Origin of the sequence: Ancylobacter pratisalsi, assembly GCF_010669125.1 — a bacterium.
Classification (GTDB): domain Bacteria; phylum Pseudomonadota; class Alphaproteobacteria; order Rhizobiales; family Xanthobacteraceae; genus Ancylobacter; species Ancylobacter pratisalsi.
This window is the reverse complement of the sequence record NZ_CP048630.1, coordinates 985,326-1,001,889: the sequence shown is the minus strand read 5'-3', so window position 1 is coordinate 1,001,889 and position 16,564 is coordinate 985,326. Positions and strand designations below refer to the sequence as shown.

Annotated in this window: 14 protein-coding genes and 1 pseudogene; 11 read left to right on the top strand and 4 right to left on the bottom strand. The window is 64.7% G+C overall.

The features are described 5' to 3' along the window. Positions 1–114: 114 nt before the first annotated feature. Positions 115–387 carry a hypothetical protein gene (locus G3A50_RS22560; RefSeq protein ID WP_246252137.1) on the bottom strand — a complete coding sequence of 91 codons (273 nt, stop codon included), beginning with the start codon at positions 385–387 and terminating at the stop codon, positions 115–117. A 513-nt stretch (positions 388–900) separates the two neighbouring features. Beyond that, a complete protein-coding gene (locus G3A50_RS04950; RefSeq protein ID WP_163074224.1) occupies positions 901–1,212 on the bottom strand; it encodes a siderophore-interacting protein in 312 nt (103 codons plus the stop codon). 256 nt (positions 1,213–1,468) lie between these two features. On the opposite strand from G3A50_RS04950, the gene G3A50_RS04945 reads away from it, so the two are divergent. From G3A50_RS04945 to G3A50_RS04900, 10 genes and pseudogenes are all read left to right on the top strand, one after another. Next, entirely contained in the window at positions 1,469–2,500 is a 1,032-nt protein-coding gene (locus G3A50_RS04945) for a LacI family DNA-binding transcriptional regulator (protein WP_343037834.1), read from the top strand. Positions 2,501–2,633: 133 nt separating this feature from the next. Beyond that, positions 2,634–4,115 carry an FAD-binding oxidoreductase gene (locus tag G3A50_RS04940; protein WP_163074223.1) on the top strand — a complete coding sequence of 494 codons (1,482 nt, stop codon included), beginning with the start codon at positions 2,634–2,636 and terminating at the stop codon, positions 4,113–4,115. Between the two features lie 29 nt (positions 4,116–4,144). Continuing rightward, on the top strand, positions 4,145–5,653 hold the full coding sequence (locus G3A50_RS04935) for a xylulokinase (protein ID WP_163074222.1): 1,509 nt from the start codon (positions 4,145–4,147) through the stop codon (positions 5,651–5,653). A 31-nt stretch (positions 5,654–5,684) separates the two neighbouring features. After that, positions 5,685–6,779 (top strand): ABC transporter ATP-binding protein, encoded by a 1,095-nt coding sequence (locus G3A50_RS04930; protein WP_163074221.1) that lies wholly within the window; start codon positions 5,685–5,687, stop codon positions 6,777–6,779. A gap of 33 nt (positions 6,780–6,812) precedes the next feature. Next, positions 6,813–8,138, top strand: coding sequence for an ABC transporter substrate-binding protein (locus G3A50_RS04925; protein ID WP_163074220.1), 1,326 nt, complete (start codon positions 6,813–6,815; stop codon positions 8,136–8,138). Between the two features lie 79 nt (positions 8,139–8,217). Then, positions 8,218–9,078 (top strand): carbohydrate ABC transporter permease, encoded by an 861-nt coding sequence (locus tag G3A50_RS04920; RefSeq protein WP_163074219.1) that lies wholly within the window; start codon positions 8,218–8,220, stop codon positions 9,076–9,078. A 5-nt stretch (positions 9,079–9,083) separates the two neighbouring features. Continuing rightward, complete coding sequence (locus G3A50_RS04915) at positions 9,084–9,911, top strand: carbohydrate ABC transporter permease (RefSeq protein WP_246252132.1); 828 nt, start codon at positions 9,084–9,086, stop codon at positions 9,909–9,911. Between the two features lie 24 nt (positions 9,912–9,935). Then, positions 9,936–10,712, top strand: coding sequence for an SDR family NAD(P)-dependent oxidoreductase (locus G3A50_RS04910; protein WP_163074217.1), 777 nt, complete (start codon positions 9,936–9,938; stop codon positions 10,710–10,712). Then, positions 10,709–11,773: a glycerol dehydrogenase gene (locus G3A50_RS04905; RefSeq protein ID WP_163074216.1), complete on the top strand. Its 1,065-nt coding sequence runs from the start codon at positions 10,709–10,711 to the stop codon at positions 11,771–11,773. The genes G3A50_RS04910 and G3A50_RS04905 overlap by 4 nt, the downstream gene beginning before the upstream one ends. Before the next feature lie 293 nt (positions 11,774–12,066). Next, positions 12,067–13,053 (top strand): annotated as a pseudogene (locus G3A50_RS04900) (IS3 family transposase). Positions 13,054–13,241: 188 nt separating this feature from the next. Here the strand turns inward: G3A50_RS04900 and G3A50_RS04895 are convergent. Both G3A50_RS04895 and G3A50_RS04890 read right to left on the bottom strand, forming a co-directional pair. Further along, positions 13,242–14,033: an IclR family transcriptional regulator gene (locus G3A50_RS04895; protein ID WP_163074215.1), complete on the bottom strand. Its 792-nt coding sequence runs from the start codon at positions 14,031–14,033 to the stop codon at positions 13,242–13,244. 154 nt (positions 14,034–14,187) lie between these two features. After that, the gene (locus G3A50_RS04890) at positions 14,188–15,546 is read right to left on the bottom strand and encodes an MFS transporter (protein WP_163074214.1); all 1,359 of its coding nucleotides are present in this window, start codon (positions 15,544–15,546) and stop codon (positions 14,188–14,190) included. Positions 15,547–15,745: 199 nt separating this feature from the next. Between G3A50_RS04890 and G3A50_RS04885 the strand changes: the two genes are divergently transcribed. Further along, entirely contained in the window at positions 15,746–16,543 is a 798-nt protein-coding gene (locus G3A50_RS04885; protein ID WP_163074213.1) for an MBL fold metallo-hydrolase, read from the top strand. The last annotated feature ends 21 nt before the right edge of the window (positions 16,544–16,564 follow it).

Here is a 16,564-nt window from a genome sequence, read left to right as displayed (position 1 = left end):
GCTGGACTCGTTCCGAATCTCCTATGCCGACACCAATTTCGGCTTTACCGCGGGTGCGGAAGCGGTGGCGGTGGCCGCCGGCAAGGACTGGGCAACGCTTTCCGAAGACGCGCTCTACACGCCGCCGGGCACGACCTCGACCAACTCGCGCTTGCTGGTCCGGTGCTTTCGGCACGCAGCGCCCTCATCGGGGGGGGGGGGCTGGTCCTCGAACATCTCGCGGGCCATGCGCCGGCCGATCAGACGCGCCAGCTTCGTGACCGAAAGGCCGATCCTGTCTTCCTTCCGCGCGTGTCGATCCAAGCCGCCGATTTTTTCGGCACCCATCCGGTCGCCACGCTTGCGATAGTCCCGCATCTGTCGACCCGTTGAAGCAACGAGCGACACTCAAAGGGCTTCCACACCCGCCGCAAAGGCCGGCCAGATGGTCATCGCACCCCAGCGTGAAACGACCTGCACAAGGGCGGAGTCCCCTTCATCAGCGATCTTTCTCAATCTATGGCGAAGCAGCTCCTGCTGCTTCCCGGCGCCGCGCGAGCGGTGGAGATGGAGGGGGAAAACAGGCTTCGCGGGGAACCGCCTGCGCGAGCGAAGCGAAGCGAGGCGGGTGGGCGGAGGCCTGTTTGGGGCGGAGAAGAGGCAAAGCCTCTCGGCGGCCCTCTGCGCTATCGATCACTCAACGGGCAGCTTCCCGACAGGGGAGTTGTTGGGCTTGGTTCGCACTCCTCTTGTCGACTTTTTGATGGCGCACCGAGCACGGTCTACGGCAGATAGGCTTCGGCCCCGATCGCAATGATCTCTTCTTCGCTGAAGGTGAGATTCCAGTGCGAGTAGAGCGTCTGGCGCTCCGCAGGCAACCGCACCTCCTGGCAAAGCTGTCGATGGAGCTGGCGGAACGCCTTATGCTCGCCGCTGCCAGCATAGCTCGACACCGGGAGGACGGATCAGCGGCAGTTGCTCGACCGGGCTGTCGATCTCGATGAAGGCCACGCAGCATGCGTCCTCCGAGAGATGTTTGAGCAGGCGGGTGATACCGGGAAGGTCGGCCTCGTCGCCGGCCAGCACGTAGAACTCCGCCGGCTTCGCGCCATTGGCCCCCGGGCCTGGCCGATCATGCAGGGCGAAGTCGACCGTGATCTCGCCCCCGGCGGCATCGATCCTGCGGATGGTGTAGACTCGTGCCGGGAGCGTGTGCTGCGGCGGCCATACCACATGGCCAGGAGCGTCCAGCAGGGGCCATTGCGGCGTTTCGGCTGAAGATCAGCCGACAATGGAGCGGGTCCGGCCTGTCGTCGCGTGCGGGGTCCTCGCCTTGGAAAATGATCCGGGTAAGACGCAGACGTTCGCTTTCCCGCTTGGGCGGACGTTATGATGAGCTTCCCTAGGCGTCCCACAATGGCTTCAGCGTGCGCTAAGGGCGTTGCGAAGGGATATCCCGTTTCCTACCTCATGGTTGTGCCGTTTTGAGATGATGAAAGCCAAGGCCGCTCCTCCGTCGCCTCGTGTTACATTGGCCGATGTCGCGCGCGCTGCGGGCGTGGATATGTCGACCGCTTCACGCGTGCTTCGTGGCGAGGCAACGCAGCGCGTGCGAGAGGAAACCCGCGACCGCATTTTGAAAGTCGCAGACGACCTTCAATATCTCGCCAACCCCCTCGCAAGGGGCTTGCGTACCGCGCGTACCTACACGATTGGAATCCTGGTCCCGCAACTCGACAACCCTGTGTTCGCTTCCGCGATCCGCGGCGCGGAACTGGCGGCAGCGCAGCTCGGCTATTCGCTGCTGATTTCGCATCGCGAGCCCGGTACCACCGGTACGACCATCGCCAAGCTGTCGCAGACCAACCGGGTGGATGGGCTGCTGGTGGCAAGCCTCGACGACGACGAGGTGCTGCGCACCGATCTCATCGCCGCGCGCGTGCCCTATGTGTTGATGAACCGCGTGCTGCCGGGTGCGGCGCTTTCCGTCATCCTCGACAGCCGCGCCGCCGCGCGTCTCGCGGTCGCCCACCTCACCGCGCTCGGCCATACCCGCATCGCCCATCTCGCCGGTCGCGAGGGCGGCTTCAATGCCAGACAACGATTTGAAGGCTATCGCGACGGGTTGAACGACGCCGGCATCGCTTATGACAAGCGGCTGGTCTCTGTTGCCGGCTACACCGCCGAGGGTGGCGTCATGGCGATGCAGGCGCTCTTGCGCCAGCGCCCGACCGCCGTGCTCGCGGCAACGCTGGTCTCCGCCGCCGGCGCGATGACGGTGCTGCACGAGGCCGGGCTGCGTATCCCCGAGGACGTTTCGGTGATCGGCCTCCACGACGCGCCCGTCGCCGGCATGCTCTACCCCGCGCTAACCACGGTGATGATGCCGACCGAGGAAATGGGCAGCGTGGCGGCGACCTTGCTGATCCGCAGCCTGAATGGCGAAAGCCCCGAGGCGGTGCTGCCTCTTCCCCCCGGCGCGCTGATCTCCCGCGCCTCCACCGGCCCCGCGCCGCGCTGACGTTTCCGGCTGAATTTACCTGCTTGACGGGCATGGGCTTCTCTGCCAGCTTTGAACAAACGATTGTTCAAAAGAACATGGGGGGACGCCACATGAGATCATCGCCACGCGCCTCTCATTTTGAGAGGTGCCAATGACCGGCCTAGCGATCGCCGCTGCCCGAGATGCAGACAAGATAGACACCGCACTGGCGGCAGACCTTGCCGCTATCGTCGGGGCCGAGCACACGCTCAGCGAGTTCGAGGCGCGGCGCGCCTATTCCCACGACCGCCTGCCCTTCGCCAATTTCCGCGAGCGTCATGGCAAGCTGGCCGGCGTCGTGCCGCGGCTGGTGGTGCGCCCTGGCACAGCGGACGAGGTCGAGCGCGTGGTGAGGCTTGCCCGCGCGAAAGGCGTCCAGCTCATCCCGTTCGGCAATGGCTCGGGCGTCCTTGGCGGCGCCATTCCGCTGGACCATGAAGTGATGGTCGACCTGCGCCGGCTGGATCAGATCCTGTCGATCAAACCGCAGGACGCGATGGTGACGGTGCAGGCCGGTATGAACGGCGCGGAGTTCGAGAAAGCGCTGAACGCCGAAGGCTTCACCACCGGCCACCTGCCCCAATCCATCGAGATTTCCACCGTGGGCGGCTGGGCTGCATGCCGGGGCGGCGGGCAGGCGTCGAGCCGCTACGGCAAGATCGAGGACATCGTCATCGGCCTCAAGGCCGTGCTGCCGGACGGCACGCCGATCGAGGTCCGCCCGGTGGCGCGGCGCGCCGTGGGTCCGTCGATCCGCGACATCATCGTCGGCAGCGAGGGCTCTTACGGCATCATCACCGAACTCACGCTGCGCCTGTGGAAGCTGCCCGAGGTCGAGCGCGGGGTCGTGCTCGCCTTCCCCTCGCTCATTGCGGCGTGGGAGGCCGCGCGCCGCATCATGCAGGCCGAACTACGCCCGACCGTTGCCCGGATCTACGATGCGGCGGAGAGCGCCGAACGCACCGCCGACATCGAGGCCTTCAAACGCAAGCCCATACTGGCGATGATGGTGTTCTCCGGCTCGGAGCCGATGGTAACGGCCGAGCAGGAGATGGCTCTTGCCCTCGCCGCCGAGCTTGGCGCCGAGGTGACATCGGACGGGCCTTACCGCCACTGGAAACAGAATCGCTATGTCGCCTATTCGCAGAAGTGGCAGGCGGCGGGCTATTACAACGACACCATCGAGGTGACCGGCAACTGGTCGGCCATTCCGGGCATGTATGCCGCCATGGCCGCAGCGGCTCGTGAGATTTTCCCAGACATCCATTTCGGCGCGCACTGGTCGCACATCTACCCGGAAGGCGCGTGCCAATACATGACCATCCGCCTGCCGCCGATGGAGGAACAGCAGGCGCTGCCGCTGCACGCCCGGCTGTGGGAAACCATCCAGACGCTCACTCTCGACCATGGCGGCTCCATCGCACATCATCATGGCGTCGGCGTGTTCCGTAATCCGTGGCTGGCGCGCGAACTCGGCGCGGGGCTTGGCCTCTTGCAGACCATCAAGGACGCCATTGATCCCGGCAATCTGATGAACCCCGGCAAGCTCGGCCTGCGACCGGCGGCGGGTGCCGTGGAAGTGCGCAATGGGTAGGTGGCGCCCCTTCATGAAGGAGATGAGCCGTGGCTGATCTCCTTGTCGGCATCGATCTGGGTGCGGGCTCGCTAAAGACCAGCGTGATCCGGGCCGATGGAACCCTCATCGCGGAAGCTGCGGCCGCGATCGCCACCTCCGCGCCCTATCCGGGCTGGAGCGAGCAGGAACCGCGGGACTGGTGGCGCGCCGTCTGCGAAACGGTGCCGCGTGCGCTCGCCGCCACGGAGGGTGCCGGAACAGTTGCGGGCGTCTCGTTCTCCGCAGGCGCCCATACGCAGGTGCTGGAGGATGCCGATGGCCGCATTATCCGTCCGGCGATCTTGTGGAACGACCAGCGCTCCGGCGCCGAGACGCAGGATCTGCGCGAGCAGGCCGACGCCCGCATTCTCGAAATTGGCTCGAACCGCGCCAACCCGACCTGGACCCTGCCGCAGATGCTGTGGCTGCGCCGCCATGAGCCGCAGGCTTTCGCCCGCGTGCGTCGGCTCTACCTCGCCAAGGACTGGCTGCGCGCTCAACTGACCGGCACATGGGAGACTGACCCGATCGACGCGGTCGGCACGCTGATGGCCGACGCCCGCACCGGCATATGGTCGGAAGAACTCTGCGCTATGATCGGCTGGCCGCTTGACACCCTTCCGCCGATTGTCGCCTCCAAAGCTGTGGTCGGGCGCGTGACGGCGGCGGCCGCCCGCGCCACCGGACTTGCCGAGGGCACCCCGGTGGTATGCGGCACGTCGGACACGGCGGTCGAGACCTATGGCGCCGGCATGACCTCGGAAGGGCTCGGCGTGATCAAGCTGGCCACCGCCGCCACCGTGAGCGTGCTGTCGCGCCACCCCCGGCCGGACTTCAAGGTGATCAACTACCCGCATGTCATGCCCGACCACTGGTATGTCATCGCCGCCACCAATTCCTGCGCTTCGGCGCACAAATGGCTGCGCGACACCTTCTTCCTGCGCGCGGGCGAGGATGGCGGCAGCGTGTTCACGCAGATGGACAGGCTGGCCGGCGAGGTTGCGCCGGGATCGGCCGGGCTGTTCTTCCACCCCTATCTTAATGGCGAGCGCAGCCCGCACTGGGACCCTCTGCTACGGGCGGATTATGTCGGCGTCGGCTTCAACCATGGACCCGGCCATTTCGTTCGCGCGCTCTATGAGGGCATCTCCTATTCGCTGCGCGACTGCCTGATCGCGTTGCGCGGACAGGGGCTGGACTTCACCACCGCCCGCCTGACCGGCGGCGGCGCCAGGAGCGCGCTATGGCGGCAGATCGTGGCCGATGTGCTCAATGTCGAGGTGGAGATTCCGGCCGTGGCCGACGCCTCGTTCGGGGCCGCCCTTCTGGCCGGCGTCGGTGTCGGCGTTTACGCCGACGAGCGCGACGCGGCACGGGCGATCAAGGTTGTGTCCCGGCTCGTGCCGGACCCCGAGCGAGCCGCTCTCTATGCGCGGGGGCATGTGATTTACGGCGACATACAGGCGGCGCTGGCTCCGGTGAACCACCGCATCCATGACTTCGTGAGCGGACGCTGATGTATCTCCGCAAGTTCGAGAGTGAATGAGAATGGCACAGGTCAGCCTGAAGCAGGTCCGCAAGGCCTATGGCGGCACGGTCGCCGTGCATGGCGTGGACCTCGAAATTGGAGACGGCGAATTCGTCGTCTTCCTGGGGCCGTCGGGGTGTGGAAAATCGACCACGCTGCGCATGATCGCCGGGCTTGAGGAAATTACCTCCGGCACGATCGAGATCGGCGGGCGCGACGTGACGCGGCTGGAACCGAAGGACCGGAACATCGCCATGGTGTTCCAGAACTATGCGCTGTACCCGCACAAGACGATTTACGAGAACCTCGCCTTCGGCCTGCGTATGCGCAAGATGGACCGCGACGAGATCGACCGGCGGGTGAAGGCCGCCTCCGTCATGCTCGGGCTCGACCCCTATCTGGAACGCAAGCCCAAGCAACTTTCCGGCGGGCAGATGCAGCGCGTGGCACTCGGCCGGGCGCTGGTGCGTAATCCCCAAGTGTTCCTGCTCGACGAGCCGCTTTCCAACCTCGATGCCAAGCTGCGCGTGCGAATGCGCGAGGAGATCGCCCGGCTGCATCAGGAGGTCGGCACTTCCATGGTCTATGTCACCCATGACCAGGTAGAGGCCATGACGCTGGCCAACCGCATCGTGATCATGAAGGACGGGCATGTTCAGCAGGTTGGCGCTCCGCTGGAGGTCTATGACCGTCCGGCCAATCTGTTCGTGGCGAGCTTCGTCGGTTCGCCCGAGATGAACCTTGTCGAAGGACGCATTGAGGCTGGTGCGTTCCACTCCGGTGGACTCACGGTCACTTTGCCAGACGGCGTGCAGGCGGCGGACGGCACGGAGGTCGTGCTCGGCGTGCGGCCCGAGCATATCAGTGTCGGCGAGGGCGCCCATGCCCTGCCGTTCGATATCGCCGTGATCGAACAACTCGGCGCACAGACGCTGTGCATCGGCCAGGTGGCCGGCGTGCGGCTGAGGGTGCTCATGGAGCGTACCGACGCGGTACGAAACGGATCGGCCTTGCCGGTCTCGTTCCGCCCCGAGGGACTGCATCTGTTCATAAAACAAACCGGGGCGCGTCTCGACACTAGGCGCGCACCCATTGGGCAACGACCCACCGTCTAGGGCGGAAATAATCATAAAGGGAGGAGAAACGACATGGACACGACAGTGAAGACCGGCGGTTTGTCCCGTCGCGCCGTTCTCAAGGCTGCCGGCACCGTTGCGGGCGGCATCGCCGCCGGCGCCATCGCCGCGCCGGCCGTACACGGGCAAGGGACCAAGACCATCCGGTTCCTGAACACGGAAACTTCGATCGACAGCATCCGGGCACTCAAGGTCGCCGCCGCCGAATATGAGCGGCAGTTCGGCACCAAGGTGGTGATCGATTCCGTCCCACTGGACGGCGCCTTCACAAAGGTGACGACCTCGCTTCGCGGCGGCACGCCCTACGACATCGCCACCTTCGCCTTTGTCGGGCACGTCCTCATTCTGGCTAGCGAAGGCCATTTGATGCCGCTCAACGAGCTGACCGACAAATACAAATGGGGACCGAACATCCTGTTCCCGATCGACGGGAAAGTGTTCTGGTATCCCTACGACTACAATCTCGCCTGGATCTACTATCGCAAGGATCTCTACGAGAAGAACAGCTTGTCGGTGCCGAAGACCTGGGCCGAGTTCCTCAAGAATGCCCAGACCCTGAACGGCGATGGCCGGGCTGGTGCGCTCTATCCCATCGGTTCGAACGGTGCCACCAACTGGCTCTCACCCGGTTTCATGTGGGCGGAAGGCGTCAAGGTATTCGACGACAAGTGGAACATCGTCTTCGACAACGCTGACATCGGGCCGCGCGTCACCCGTTTCCTCGACTTCTTCGGCGATCTCTACAAGACCATGCCGCCGGGCACGAGCCAGGCCAGCTTCGGCGAGGTGCTGTCGAACTTCACCTCCGACAAGGTGGCCCATTCCGCCTATGCCGGCCGCATGATCGAGACGCTGGAGCGCAACGCCCCGGCACTCGCCGACAAATACGGCATCATGCCCTACATGGATTCCGCCGGAAAACACCAGGCGGTGAACCATGGTTATGATGGATGGGTGGTGCTGAAGACGCCCAATTCCGACGAGTCGATGAAGTTCATGAAGTGGTTCACGGAAAACCAGTTCATCAACTTCCTGCACACCGCGCCGCTGCACTTCCAGCCGCCGCGTCTCGACGTCTACGAGGATGCCCGCTGGCGTGCCCATCCGCTGATCGAGAAGCACAACGCGGCCATCGAGACCATGCGCTCGTTCCTTACAGACAAGAACATGATCCTCACCTCGCTCGACACGCAGGGACCCGCCCCGGACCTGCGCCCCGGCAAGATCTTCGAGGCCTTCGTGTTCCCGGAAATGCTGCAGAACAAGTGCCTGAAGAACATGGGGTCGGCCGACTGCCTAAAGATTGCCGCCGACAAGATGCGCCAGGTCATCGCCTGAACGTCCCGGACAGCGCAGCCGACGCGCGGCCCATCTGCGGTCGCGCGCCAGCTTCCATCTGACGCCGGAGGGCGAGCCGTTGAGTTCCAAAGCGACGATCTATTCTTTTCTGATACTGGGCCTATCCGTCACGATGCTGTTGATCGTGGCGCCGGTGGTCTATGCCATCTCGCTCAGTTTCTACCAGATGGACTCGTTTGTCGGCACGCCGCAATGGGCGGGCCTCGACAACTATGCCCGCGTGCTCTCGCAATGGGAGTTCTGGCGGGCGCTAATCAACGGCTTCGTTTATTCGCTCGGCACCATCGTCTTCCAGGTGGTGCTCGGCATCGGCTTCGCCCTGGTGCTCAATCAGGTGTTTCCCGGCCGCAATCTGGTGCGCGGCCTCTCCATCCTTCCCTATCTGCTGCCGACCGTGGTGGTGGTGCTGACGTTCAAATGGATGGTGGACGGCTCTATTGGCGTGCTCACCAGCGTGCTCGCCGCGCTCGGCCTGCCGCCGGTGTACTGGTTCGAGAGCCCCGGCGCGGCCATGGCATCGGTGATCCTGGTCAGCGTGTGGATGTGGACGCCCTTCGTCACCACCACCTTCCTCGCTGCCCTGCAGACCGTGCCGACATCGCTTTATGAGGCGGCCAAGGTCGACGGCACGACAGCGATCCAGCGCTTCTTCCACATCACGCTGCCGATGCTGAAGCCGATTCTCACGGTGATCGTGCTGCTGCGGGCGGTGTGGATGTTCAACAAATTCGACGTGATCTGGCTGCTGACGCAGGGGGGACCGGTCGGCTCGACCGAGCATCTGGCGATTCTCTCCTACCGCACCGCCTTCTCGCTATTTGACATCGGCGGCGGAGCCGCCATCGCCACGATCTCCTTCGCCATCCTCTCAGTGGCGGTGTTCATCTATTTCCGCCTGTTTCCGCTCGATACGGAGTGATGCTCATGGTCCGCTCGCTCCCCGGCCGCCTCGCGCTCTACACCGCGGCCATCGTCATCGCTGTCTATTCCGCCTTCCCGATCTACTGGATGGTGCTGTCGTCACTGCGCTCGCCGGAAGTGCTGCTGACCAGCACCTCGCTGATCCCCGGCCCGTTCACCACGGAATATTACTGGAACCTGCTGGAGCTGACCGACTACCCCACGCAGTTCGTCAACAGCATCATCGTCGCGGCGGTGACGGTGGTGGTGACGATGGTGTTCTCGGTGATGATCGCCTACGCCGTCACCCGCCACCGCGTGCCCGGCAAGAAGCTGATCATCGGCGCGATGCTGTACGCCTACATGTTTCCGCCGCTGCTCATCGCCATCCCCATGTTCTCCATCTTCGCCAAGCTCGGGCTTGGCGACACGCTGACCAGCGTCATCGTCTCGCATCTGACGCTGACCCTGCCGCTCGGCGTGTGGTTCCTGTGGGGCTTCTTCAAGAGCATGCCGTTCGAGCTGGAGGAAGCGGCGATGGTGGACGGTTGCACCCGGCTCGGCGCCTTTCTGCGCGTCGTGCTGCCGCTGTCGCTGCCGGGGCTGATCACCGTGGCGATCTTCTCCTTCCTGCTGTCGTGGACCGACTATACCTATGCGCTGATCATGATCGGCTCCGACGCCAACAAGACCGTGCCGGTGGGGTTGGCCTCGATGATCGGCTCGTTTGACCTGCGCTGGGGCGAGATCATGGCAGGCTCGACCCTGATCGCGCTGCCGCTGTTCGCCGCCTTCGCCATGCTCAGCCAATATTTCATCCAGGGCCTCGGCGCCGGTGCGGTGAAGGGCTGAATACGGCTCTCAGGAGACATCACCATGGATCTCGGCCTCACTGGCAAGACCGCTTTGATAACCGGCGGGGCCGGCGGCATCGGCCGGGCGGAAGCGCTGGCGCTGGCGGCGGAAGGCGCTTCGATTGCGATCAACGACCTGAGTGCCGCGGCGGCCGGGAGCTTTGCCGATGAATTGCGGGCACAGGGAATTGCCGCCGTCACAGCCATCGGCGACGTTTCCGAGCCGGAAAGCGCCGCCCGCGTGGTGCAACAGGCGGCGGAAGCGCTCGGCGGTCTCGATATCCTCATCAACAATGCCGGCGCAGGCGGTCGTCATCTCGGCCGCACCGTCGAGGATATGGACGTCGATGACTGGGACATCATCGTCCGCTCCCATCTGCGCAGCACCTTCCTGTGCAGCAAATACGCCGTGCCGTTGATGCGCGAGCGCGGGTTCGGGCGCATCGTCAACACCTCCTCGATGAACGTCACAGGCGGAGGCAGGCCGGGCGTCGCCAATTATTCGGCCGCCAAGGCGGGCGTGCTGGGCTTTACCCGCACCTTCGCCAAGGAAGTCGGCAGTTTCGGAGTAACGGTGAACGCGATCGCTCCCGGCTATGTCGAAACCAATCTCATTGCAGGCTTCTCCGAGCAGCAGCGTTCCGTCATCACCGGGCAGAACCCGCTCGGCCGGTTCTGCCAGCCCGAGGAAGTCGGGGCGCTGATCACCTTCCTGTGCTCGACACAGGCCTCTTTCATCAACGGCGCTCTGATCTGCATGGATGGCGGCAAGCGCGATTTCCATTGGGGCGACGCATGAGCTTTCGCGCTTTCGGTGCACCGCACCGCTATATACAGGGCCCCGACGCGCTGGCCGAACTCAAGGGTCTCGTCGCGCTCTATGGTCGCCGTCCCTTCATCGTCGCCGACGCGGTGGTGGCCGCGTTGCTGGGCCAGCGGCTACGGGCCGAACTGCAAGGTGTCGAGCATGCCATGTTCGGCACCTTCGGTGGCGAGTGCACGGCGGCGGAAATCGAGGCCCTGACCGAAGCGGCACGAGCGGCAGAAGCCGACGTGATCATCGGCGTCGGCGGCGGCAAGGCGATCGACACAGCCAAGGGCGTGCGCATGGCACTCGGCGTGCCTATCATCATCGTGCCGACCATCGCCTCGAACGACAGCCCGACCTCACGCCTCGCTGTGCTCTACCGCGAGGACCACGTTCTCAGCGAAGTGCGGCTGATGAACGCCAGTCCCGACGTGGTGCTGGTGGACACCTCGATCATCGTGCAGGCACCCGTGCGCTTCTTCATTGCCGGCATCGGCGATGCCCTGTCCAAGAAGTTCGAAGTCGAGCAGTGCGCAGGGGCGGGCGGCACCAATTTCTTCAAGGGAAGCCCGACTCGGCTCGCCCTTGGCATTGCCGATGCGTGCTACGGCATCATACGCGCTGAGGGTGAGGCGGCGGTCGAGGCGGTCCGGCGCCACGAGACCACCGAGGCGGTGGAGAATACCGTCGAAGCCTCGATTCTGATGAGCGGACTGGCATTCGAGAGCGGCGGCCTCTCCATCGCCCACTCGCTGACGCGAGGCTTTTCGGCCATCCCGGAAATCGCCCGCGCCTTGCACGGCGAGCAGGTCGCGCTGGGACTGCTGGTGCAATTGGTAGCCGAGGGCCGAGACATGGCTTTCCTCAACGATTTTCGTGCCTTCTATCGGCGCATCGGCCTGCCGACCTCGCTTGCCGCCTTCGGCGTCACCGACCCGGGCGCGGTGGACACCATCGTCCGGATCTCATGGCAGACCGCACCCTATATCAAGAACTTCACCCAACCCCTGTCGCCGGAAACCCTACATGCGGCATTCTTGTCACTAGCGTAAAAGCTAGCCTTGATGCAGCTGTAGCTGGCAGGCACACCGCACTTCGCGGGAGCTCTTTCTGGAATGAGAAGGGTAGCAGGCGGAGTAGAATGGCTCGGCAGCGCCGATCCTGAGGCCGCAGCGATGAGCAAGATAGCTCGCAGCCCCAGCCCCTTCTGCCGGCTGAGATTCCATTCGATCCCGCCATCTCGGCGCACGACACCGGAGAGATGGCGGCCGATCTGCTGAGCATTGGCCTTCTGCCGGTTTCGTGGACACCGAGATAAGGTGTTCGACGGGACTGGAGAGCTGGAGTGCAACGACGGAGGTTCAGCCGCGAGTTCAAGCTTGAGGCTGGGAGATTAGCGAAGGATCGGGCGTTGCCGTTGCGCAGGCTGCTCGCGACCTGGATGTCCACGAGAACGTGCTGGGTAAATGGATCCGCGAGGCGAAGACGGATCCTCAGCATGCCTTTCCCGGGCACGGGCAGTTGAGGCCCGAGCAGCTCGAGATTGACCGACTGCGCAGGGAAGTGGCCAAGCTGAAGGCGGAGCGCGATATCCTAAAAAAGGCCGCAGCCTTCTTCGCGAGGGAAGCGACATGAGGTTCGCCTTCTTCGCGAAGGACCCGAACATCTGGCCGGCGGCATGGCTATGCGACGCTCGGGACGTCTCACGGTCGGGCTTTCATGCCTGGCTCAACCGCAGCCCGAGTGCGCATGCCCGGCACGATGACGTGGGCTGCCGAAGGATGTCGGGGTGCGGGCCGCCGCGTCGGACAATCTGCTCGACCGCGCCTTGGAGGCCTCGGCTCCGAACCAGAAATGGGTGGCGGACTTTACCTACATCTGGACTGCGGAGGGCTGGCCCTACGTTGCCGCCGTCGTCGACCTGTTCTCCCGGCGCGTCGTCGGCTGGGCGATGAAGACGAAGATGACGGCACAGCTCGTCACCGATGCCCTCATCATGGCCATCTGGCGCCGCGGCAAGCCGGATAGCCTGCTGCATCACAGCGACCAGGGCAGCCAATATACCAGCGAGCCGTTCCAGCGTCTGATGGCCGACTATGGCATCACCTGCTCGATGAGCCGGTTAGGCAACGTCTGGGATAATGCGGCGATGGAGAGCTTCTTCTCGTCGCTGAAAACCGAGAGCACAGCCCGCAAGGTCTAGAGGACAAGGGATGACGCGAGGGCGGATGTGTTCGACTACATCGAGCGCTTCTACAATCGCCGACGCAGGCACTCGACGATGGGCTATCTGAGCCCGATCGAGTTCGCGGAGCGAGCCAGATTAGCTTAACCTCATGTCCACAGAACCGGCAGCGGGCCAGTCATACGAAAGCGAAAGCGTGAGGTTTTCGGCCATATGTCACCAGCTATACCCGCCAAGCCCGATGGAGGCGCGCTCCGTCGGGGCCCAAGTTCGCGGACGAGCACCGCCGGCAATGCGGTTGGAAGGTTATGCTAGGCTGAGCGACGCGAAGCAATCTAGGGGGCAAGCTCCAGCGCCCGCAATCCCCGTGGAAACCCGCGCAGTTCTTCCGCCAGCACCATGGCGCGGCCGGTAAGTTGCGGCAGCACCTCGCCGATCAGCATCTCCCGCGCCAGCGACTCGGTCGCCACGCTCAGGGCCGCGAACTCCTTGCGGTCCCCGGTCGGCACCAGCACCGAGATGCAGCGCACACCGTCGAGGAACTCCTGGTCGTCGAGGGCATAGCCGGTCGAGCGGATCTGCCTGAGCTCGTGCTTCAGCCTATCGGGCTCGACGATCGTCTTCGTCGTCAGCGCCACCAGCGGAGCGGCATCGAGATAGTCGTCGATCTGGTGGGTCGGCAGGGTCGATAACAGGCTTTTCCCGGGCGCCGTGCAATAGGCTGAGTAATGCCCGCCGATCCGGCTGCGGAACCTATTGTGCACGCCGTTGTCGCAACCGGCGATGATGGTGAGGCGGCCGGAGATCAGAAGCGACAGGCGCACACTGATGCCGGGCTCGTTGAGCAGGGTCGACAGCTCGCGCTCGACCACGCTCTTCATCTCGCTAAGCTGGGAGGCGAGGCTGCTGTGTAGCTCAACCAGCCGCGGGCCGAGCATGAAGAAGCCGTCGGTCGTCTCCTGCACCGCGCCGACCTGCCGCAACGTCGAGAGTACCCGGTGCGTCGTCGCCAAGGAATAGCCGACCTGGATGGCGATCTCGCGGATCGAGAGGTGCCGCGGGCTGCCGCACACCACTTCCAATACCCGGATCGCCTTAGCGATGGATTTGTTGGGTCCCGTGGACACCGTCATCTCTCCCTTCTGATGCCGGCGAGGCCTGTTCCCGCGTCGAAACTTAGCGCCTGCACGGCCGGCGGCAATACCGTGCGCCGCCCGGCCGGGGCGGCACGACGGGCGTATCGGTCCGACCCTTCCGGAGGGCCGGACCGAACCGGAGTGGTCAGCCGTGGCTAGCCAGACGGAGTGCAAGCTCGGCATCAGCCTCGCGGCTGCGCTGGTGCGGCACCAGCAGGGCCAGCACGCCGGCGACGAACAGCCCGAGGGACAAGCTCAGCAGGGCCAGCGTGAAACTGCCGGTCGTCTCGCGCAGCCAGCCGACCAGATAGGGACCGGCGAAGCCTCCGAGATTGCCGATCGAGTTGATGAAGGCGATGCCGGAGGCGGCGGCGAGGCCGGTCATGTGCATGTTCGGCAACGTCCAGAACACCGGCAGCGCCGCGTAGATGGCGGCGACGGCGATGGTGATCGGCACCAGCGCCAGCCATTGCGCACCGAGTATGGCGCTCGCCACGAAGGCCGCGCCGCTCACGAGGCAGGGCAGGATGAAATGCCAGCGACGCTCGCCCCGCTGGTCTGAACGCTTGGGCCATACGACGCAGGCGATGGCGCCGGCGAAATAGGGGATCGCAACGACGAAGCCCACCTGCAGGTTGCTCAGGCCGAAGCCGCGGACGATCTGCGGCAGCCAGAACGCTACTCCGTACAGCCCGATCACGAAAAAAATGTAGATCGCGCCGAACAGCAGGACGAGCGGCGAGCGCAGGCCATCGAGCAGCGTATGCCGGCCGCCGGCGCGCTCGGTGCCGGCGCGTTCGGCCTCGAGGGTCTCGTCGAGCCAAGCCCGCTCCGAGGGCGACAGCCATGTCGCGCCGGAGGGCCGGTCAGTGAGATAGGCCAGCGTCGCAAAGGCGAGCAGCACCGCCGGTATGCCCTCGACGAGATAGAGCCACTGCCAGCCCTTGAGGCCCATCAGGCCGTTCAGCTCGAGCAGCATGGTGGAGATCGGCCCGGCGACGACCGGGGTCAAAGGGGCGGCGAGGATGAACAGGCCGAGCGCGCGCCCGCGGTGCTTTGCCGGCACCCAATAGGTCAGATAGAGGAACATGCCGGGCACGAAGCCGGCCTCGGCGAGACCGAGCAGGAAGCGCATGACGTAGAATTGCAGCGGCGTGCCGACGAAGATCATCCCGACAGAGACCGCGCCCCAGGTGAACATGATGCGCGCCATCCAGAGCCGGGCGCCCACGCGATGCATGATCAGGTTGCTCGGGACCTCGAAGAGGAAATAGCCGATGAAGAAGATGCCCGCGCCGAATCCGAACATCTCGGCGGTGAAGCCGAGATCGCCATTCATGGTGAGAGCACCGAACGAGATGTTCACGCGGTCTATCTGGTTGACTAGGTAGAGCAGCAGCATGAACGGCACGAGGCGGCGTATGACCTTGTCGACCACCTCGTCGCCAAAGCTGCCTGCGGCGTCGGACGGCCCGGGGGCCTCCGGGATCTGTCTTGAATTCATGTTTTCCTCCCAGAGCACGGGCGCCTTCGGCTTATCGCCGCTTGTCCCAGGCGGCGCCCGTCTCGTGTATCAGCCGGCCATGCCTGCCGCCGTCTTGCAACCGAACCCGGCTTGCGTCTCACGCTTTGAGATGCCGCCGGGTCGCGCTTGAGGACCGGCGCCGCGATGGTGAATCCTCCGGCCAACAGCGGAGGCTTGCATGATCATCGGCAGACAGGACAGGCACCACAGATTGCCGCGCCGCGTGGCGCGCGACATCCTCTGGGCCGGCGGCTGCATGGAGCTGGAGCTCGACGGCGAGCTCGTCCATTCGCATTTCGGCATCTACGCGCTGCGCGGCACGGAAAAGACGATGCTGATCGATACCGGCCATCCCATCCATGCGGAGCGCATTGACGCCGCGCTGGACGGCTTCCTCGGCGGGCGCGAGCTCGACTACATCTTCGTCACGCACGCGGAACTCCCTCATTGCGGCCTGCTGCCGAAATGGATGGCGAAATATCCGCAGGCCCGGCTGGTCGGAGATGTCCGCGACTACCCGCTCTATTATCCTGAAATCGCGGATCGGATCCTCCCGATGAAAGTCGGCGAATCAGTCGATCTCGGCGGGCGGCGGATCGTGCTGGTCCCCGCCATCTGGTGCGACCTCAAGGACACGCTGTGGGCCTTCGATACGGCGGACCGGATGCTGTTCGTAGCGGACGGGTTTTCGATCACCCACCACCACAAGCCGGGCACCTGCGGCCTCACCACGCAGGAGCAGCCGCTGCCGGACGTGCGGATGCTGAAGCTGCTCAACGAGCTCGCTTTGCAATGGGTGAAGTACACCGATGCCGAACGCACCTATGCGGCACTTGACGAACTGCTCGCCATTCTCGCGCCGCGCTACATCGCGCCGGCGCATGGCGCACTGATCGACGCGCCCGGGATCATGCTGCCGATCGTCAAGCGGGCCATGGCCATGTCGATGCCGACCGCGCTGCCACAGGCCAGCTGACCGCGCGGATTCCTCGGCTTC